Source organism: Halomonas sp. BC1 (assembly GCF_002078135.1).
Classification (GTDB): Bacteria; Pseudomonadota; Gammaproteobacteria; order Pseudomonadales; family Halomonadaceae; genus Vreelandella; species Vreelandella stevensii.
In genome coordinates this window covers 77,026-82,191 of record NZ_LFGS01000007.1, presented here as the reverse complement: position 1 = coordinate 82,191, position 5,166 = coordinate 77,026, and the positions used below count along the sequence as shown (strand labels likewise).

The 5,166-nt window shown below is 60.3% G+C and carries 5 protein-coding genes and 1 pseudogene; 3 read left to right on the top strand and 3 right to left on the bottom strand.

What is annotated here, in order from left to right:
• Positions 1-168: 168 nt before the first annotated feature.
• The 3 genes from B7L72_RS07055 to hemE all read right to left on the bottom strand — a co-directional run bounded on the left by B7L72_RS07055 (position 169) and on the right by hemE (position 3,239).
• Entirely contained in the window at positions 169-1,179 is a 1,011-nt protein-coding gene (locus B7L72_RS07055) for an amino acid ABC transporter substrate-binding protein (protein WP_081193446.1), read from the bottom strand.
• Positions 1,180-1,266: 87 nt separating this feature from the next.
• Positions 1,267-2,127: a polyamine aminopropyltransferase gene (speE, locus tag B7L72_RS07050; protein ID WP_081193444.1), complete on the bottom strand. Its 861-nt coding sequence runs from the start codon at positions 2,125-2,127 to the stop codon at positions 1,267-1,269.
• Positions 2,124-3,239: a uroporphyrinogen decarboxylase gene (gene hemE / locus B7L72_RS07045; RefSeq protein WP_081135894.1), complete on the bottom strand. Its 1,116-nt coding sequence runs from the start codon at positions 3,237-3,239 to the stop codon at positions 2,124-2,126. Before hemE ends, speE begins: the two co-directional genes overlap by 4 nt.
• Before the next feature lie 219 nt (positions 3,240-3,458).
• On the opposite strand from hemE, the gene ribA reads away from it, so the two are divergent.
• The 3 genes and pseudogenes from ribA to B7L72_RS07030 all read left to right on the top strand — a co-directional run.
• Positions 3,459-4,094: a GTP cyclohydrolase II gene (gene ribA, locus B7L72_RS07040; protein WP_016915399.1), complete on the top strand. Its 636-nt coding sequence runs from the start codon at positions 3,459-3,461 to the stop codon at positions 4,092-4,094.
• 36 nt (positions 4,095-4,130) lie between these two features.
• Positions 4,131-4,490 (top strand): annotated as a pseudogene (gene trhA / locus B7L72_RS07035) (PAQR family membrane homeostasis protein TrhA); the annotation flags it as partial.
• A 381-nt stretch (positions 4,491-4,871) separates the two neighbouring features.
• Positions 4,872-5,166 (top strand): protein phosphatase CheZ (locus B7L72_RS07030; protein WP_176212849.1); only part of this gene is annotated, 295 nt, incomplete at its 3' end.

The window sequence follows — 5,166 nt, the reverse complement described above, 5'->3', positions numbered from 1 at the left end:
AGCAAGGAAGGTGCCAAAAAAGATATGTCGGCAAATTCAGCGGTTTTCAACGTAAAATCAGCGAATTTATCGAAAGTATTGGTGCAAAAAAGAGTGCCAGCGGCTACGCGATGCTCTTTTTTGGTGCGTAGCCGCTGGCGCGGGGAGAAAACTACTGATGTTCGCCGATCAGCGAATAGGCGGCGCGTACTGAATGCCACCGTCTTTCCATAGCCCGTTGAGGCCTCTGGCAATGTTGAAGTCCGACCCTGTGCCGACATTGCGGTCATAAACGTCCGCGTAATTACCTACCTGCTTGACGATCTGGTAGGCCCAGTCGGCGCTGATGCCCATGGGGCTGCCGAAATCGCCATCCTGGCCCAGCAGGCGCTGTACGTCAGGGTCGTCGCTGTCGAGCTGCTCGTCCACGTTCGCCTGGGTGACTTCCAGCTCTTCGGCATTGAGCATGGCAAACAGCGTCCATTTGACGATATTGAACCACTGGTCGTCGCCCTGGCGCACGGCCGGGCCCAGCGGCTCCTTGGAGATGATCTCGGGCAGCACCACGGCCATGTCGGGGTCGGCCAGCTGCATCCGCTGGGCATAGAGCTGCGAGGCATCGGAGCTCAGCACGTCGCAGCGGCCTACTTCGAACCCGGCAATCGACTGCTCGGGAGAGTCGAAGACCACGGCATCATAGGTCATGCCGTGAACCCTGAAGTAATCGGACAGGTTCAGTTCGCTGGTGGTGCCCGATTGGGTGCATACCGCGGCGCCGTCCAGCTCCTTGGCACTCTGTACGTTCAGGTCGCTGGCGACCATGAAGGCCTGGCCGTCGTAATAGCTGACGCCGGTAAAGTGCATGCCCAGCGTGGTATCGCGGCTGGAGGTCCAGGTGGTGGTGCGCGACAGCACGTCCACTTCACCGGACTGAAGGGCCGTGAAGCGCTCCACGGAGTCCAGCGGCACGAAGTCCACCTTGTTGGCATCGCCTAGCGCGGCGGCGGCAATGGCGCGGCAGATGTCGGTATCCAAGCCCCGGTACTGGTCGTCGTCATCCAGTGACGAGAAACCGGGCTGGGCGGCATTCACGCCGCAACGCAGGCTATCGCGATTCTGGACGGTGTCCAGCGTGCTGGCCATGGCGATGGCCGGTGCCAACAGGCTGGCCCCTACTCCCAACCAACGAACACTCTTCATGTGTGATTCCTTGACGTCGAAGCGCGCCGATCTGCGCGCATAAAAAAGCCGAGCAGCGCCCGGCTCTTCCACTAACGATGCCCGCTCTCACGCAAAGGCTTTGCGCATGAAGGGGGGCAGCGCCAGGGCTCCACGATGGGCCTCTGCTGTGTAGTACTGTAGCGGCATTTCGTGGCTGGCGGCAGCTTCTTCGCGGAAGCTTTCAACGCTGGTGCCCTTACCTGCCAACGTCACGCTCCACCAGCCAGAGGGGTAGACCGGTTGGGGGAAGGGCAAGGTGGCCACGCTGTCGAAGCCCGCTTCGCGCATGTCGTTGCGCAGTTCGCGAATGATCGAACCGCTATGGTAAAGCGGCGACTCGCTCTGCTGCACCATCACTCCGCCACTTTTCAGAATACGGTGGCAGCGTTTCAGGAAGTCGGTCTTGAACAGGCCTTCGGCCGGGCCGACCGGGTCGGTGGAGTCGATGATCAGCAGGTCGATGCTCTCGTCGGCCGCGTCGTCCACCCACTTCACGCCGTCGGCAAACAGCAGCTCGGCGCGGGGGTCGCCGTTGGCTTCCACGAGTTCGGGGAAAAAGCGCTCGGCGGCCTTGGTGACTTCCTCGTCGATATCGATCTGGGTGACCTTCTCGACGCCCGGATGGCGCAGCACTTCTTTCAAGGTGCCGCAGTCGCCGCCACCAATGATGACCACGCGCTTGGGGTCCTGATGGGTGAACAGCGCCGGGTGGGCGATCATTTCGTGATACAGGAAGTTGTCGCGATCGGTCAGCATCACGCAGCCATCCAGCACCATCAGGTTGCCGTAGGTCTCTGTGGCGTACACTTCCAGGTGCTGGTAAGGGCTCTGCACATCCAGCAGCTTTTCGGTCACTTTCAGCGAGAAAGCGCTGCCGTGGCTATCAAAGACTTCGGTAAACCACTGGTCGTCGCGTAGGTCGCTCATTGCTTGGCTCCTGGGCATGAGTCGTTCGATTGAGTCGGAATGCCCTGATGGTACTGCGGGCTCAAGTCGTGCAGCGCCTCCATGAAGGCGGTGACGTGATCAGGGTTGGTGAACTGGCTGATGCCATGGCCCAGGTTGAAAACGTGGCCAGGGCCGTGGCCGTAGCTCTCCAGTACGCGAGCCACTTCCGCACGAATGGCCGAAGGGCGCGCAAACAGCACGTTGGGGTCCAGGTTACCCTGCAGGGCCACCTTATGGCCCACGCGAGCGCGGGCGTCGGACAGCTCGGTGGACCAGTCGATGCCCAATGCGTCGGCACCGGCGCAGGCAATGTGCTCCAGCCACTGGCCACCGTTCTTGGTGAACAGAATCACCGGTACGCGACGGCCATCGTGCTCGCGGATTAGCCCGGAGACGATCTGCTCCATGTAGCGCAGCGAGAACTCCAGGTAGGCCGGTGTGGACAGCGCGCCGCCCCAGGTATCGAAAATCTGTACCGCTTGAGCGCCTGCGCGAATCTGAGCGTTCAGGTAGTCGGTGACCGCTTGCGCCAGGGTGTCCAGCAACTGGTGCATGGTGTCGGGCGTGTCGTACAGCATGGTCTTCAGGTGACGGAAGTCCTTGCTGGAGCCGCCTTCGACCATGTAGGTAGCCAGTGTCCAGGGGCTGCCGGAAAAGCCGATCAGCGGCATACGGCCGTTGAGCTCACGGCGAATCGTGGAGACCGCCCGCATCACGTAGTCCAGGTCGCGCTCGGCATTGGGCACGGTGAGCGCGGCGACTTCTTCGGCGGTGCGTACGGTCTTCTTGAATTTGGGGCCTTCGCCGGTTTCGAAGTACAGGCCCAGCCCCATGGCATCGGGGATGGTCAAAATGTCCGAGAACAGAATGGCGGCGTCGAGCGGGTAACGCTCCAGCGGCTGCAGGGTGACTTCACAGGCCAGGTCATGATTACGGCACAGGTCCATGAAGCTGCCCGCATCGGCGCGGCTGGCGCGGTACTCGGGCAGGTAACGGCCCGCTTGACGCATCATCCACACCGGAGTGCGGTCGACAGGTTGGCGCACCAGCGCGCGAAGAAAACGGTCGTTCTGCAAAGGTGTGGTGGTCATAAACACTTGCTCTTGGAAAATTTGCCCGCATTGTAAGGGAGTCAGCCCATCCGACGATAGGAATTGTACGTGAAGTTGGGCAGCGGTGGCGCCTGTTGGCTGGCCAACATCGTCGCACCCCGGCCAATCCGTGAGGCTTGCGCCACTTCCTGTTAGACTATGCGCCCACTTGCCAACACTGATGTGGATAACTGGCCTGGTTCATCTGTGAGGTAATCCGTGACCATTCGCTTCATCGCCGCTTCCCGGCTGCCCACCCCCTGGGCCACGTTCACCATGCATGGCTTCGAAGACGATGCCACGGGGAAAGACCATATTGCGCTCACCCTGGGCGATGTGAGCGATGGCGCGCCGGTGCTGGGGCGGGTGCACTCCGAGTGCCTGACGGGCGATGCGCTGTTTTCCATGCGCTGCGACTGTGGCTACCAGCTGCAGGAAGCCCTCAAGCGCATTGCCAGCGAAGGTCGCGGGGTGCTGCTCTACCTGCGTCAGGAGGGGCGCGGTATTGGCCTGCTCAACAAGATTCGCGCCTACCACTTGCAGGACCAGGGGGCGGATACCGTGGAGGCCAACGAGCAGCTCGGCTTCGGTGCCGACATGCGCCGTTATGATCTCTGCGTGCCGATGCTCGAGCACCTGGGCGTCTCCGCCCTCAAGCTGATGACCAACAACCCCCGCAAGGTCGATGCGCTCACCCGCGATGGGGTCAACGTGGTGGAGCGTCAGCCCATCACCACCGGCCTCAACCCGCATAACGAGCAGTACCTGGCCACCAAGGCGGGCAAGCTGGGCCACATGATGGCGCTGGATGACTTCACCCAGGCCAGCGATGTGGATATCGAGCGCAAGGGGTGATAAGAGTGGGGCGTCGGATGTTGGGAGCGCCCCAGTATGAAGACTGTACGAAAAGAATCGTATGTCGGCGTGAATGAACCGCCGCTTGAAGAGCAGGGGGAGTTCAGCCCCCTCGAAGAGTGGCTGCACAGCGTTACCCATGGCATTGGTGCGGTACTCAGCTTGGTGGGTATGGTCATATTGCTGGTGGCGACCAGCGTAGCTGCTCACGTGGATGCCTGGAAAGTGGTGAGTCTGAGTCTTTACGGCACAACGCTGCTACTGCTTTACACTGCCTCGACCCTTTACCACGGCATTTCTCATCGCCGCTGGAAGCAGCGTTTTCAACTGCTTGACCATTGTGCGATTTACCTCCTTATCGCAGGCACCTACACCCCCTTTCTACTTTGCCGTTTATAGCACCGTATTGCCCCACGCTTCGACGGCGTAGTGGTTATTGACTGGCAGCACGGCTGCCCAGGGGCTCAGCAGGCCTGACGCAAGCGGCCATGATCCGGCTGTTGAAGAGCGGTGAAGACGATCCCCCTGGATGCAGCAGGTGCGGCACTGATGGCTTGCATCCGGGAGGGACAGTTAGCAGATAAGACTTTTCGCACAAATCCCAAGCCGAAAACTCAAGCTTCAAAATATTAAGCCTAAAGTAGTATTAGGGATGGCTCTTGTCCGGGATGTAGGTAATGCTGTGTGGCCTGAACGATCACGGCGGGTTGGCATAGCGATGCCTATCGCCACACCCGTAACGACATTCAACAAGATTTTTCCAACAAGAGGATTGTCATGAGCACTGTTAACAACGCCCACGACACGACCATGCCGTCGGTGCTGGGCAAAAAAGACAGTACTGATGAGATGGTGCAGCGCATAGGCCACTTGACGCGACTGCTGCGGGACAGCATGAAAGAGCTGGGCCTGGATCAGCAGATCACCCAGGCGGTGCAAGCGATACCGGATGCCAATGACCGTCTAAACTATGTCGCCTCCATGACGGAGCAGGCCGCAGAGCGGGCATTGAATGCCGTTGAGCGTGCACAGCCGTTACAAGACGGTCTTGAGGAAGAGGGCGCCGCACTTA

Bases quoted from the DNA above. Each gene is read 5' to 3' on its own strand.
- B7L72_RS07055 (WP_081193446.1), bottom strand. From the start codon at position 1,179: ATGAAGAGTGTTCGTTGGTTGGGAGTAGGGGCCAGCCTGTTGGCACCG.
- speE (WP_081193444.1), bottom strand. From the start codon at position 2,127: ATGAGCGACCTACGCGACGACCAGTGGTTTACCGAAGTCTTTGATAGC.
- hemE (WP_081135894.1), bottom strand. From the start codon at position 3,239: ATGACCACCACACCTTTGCAGAACGACCGTTTTCTTCGCGCGCTGGTG.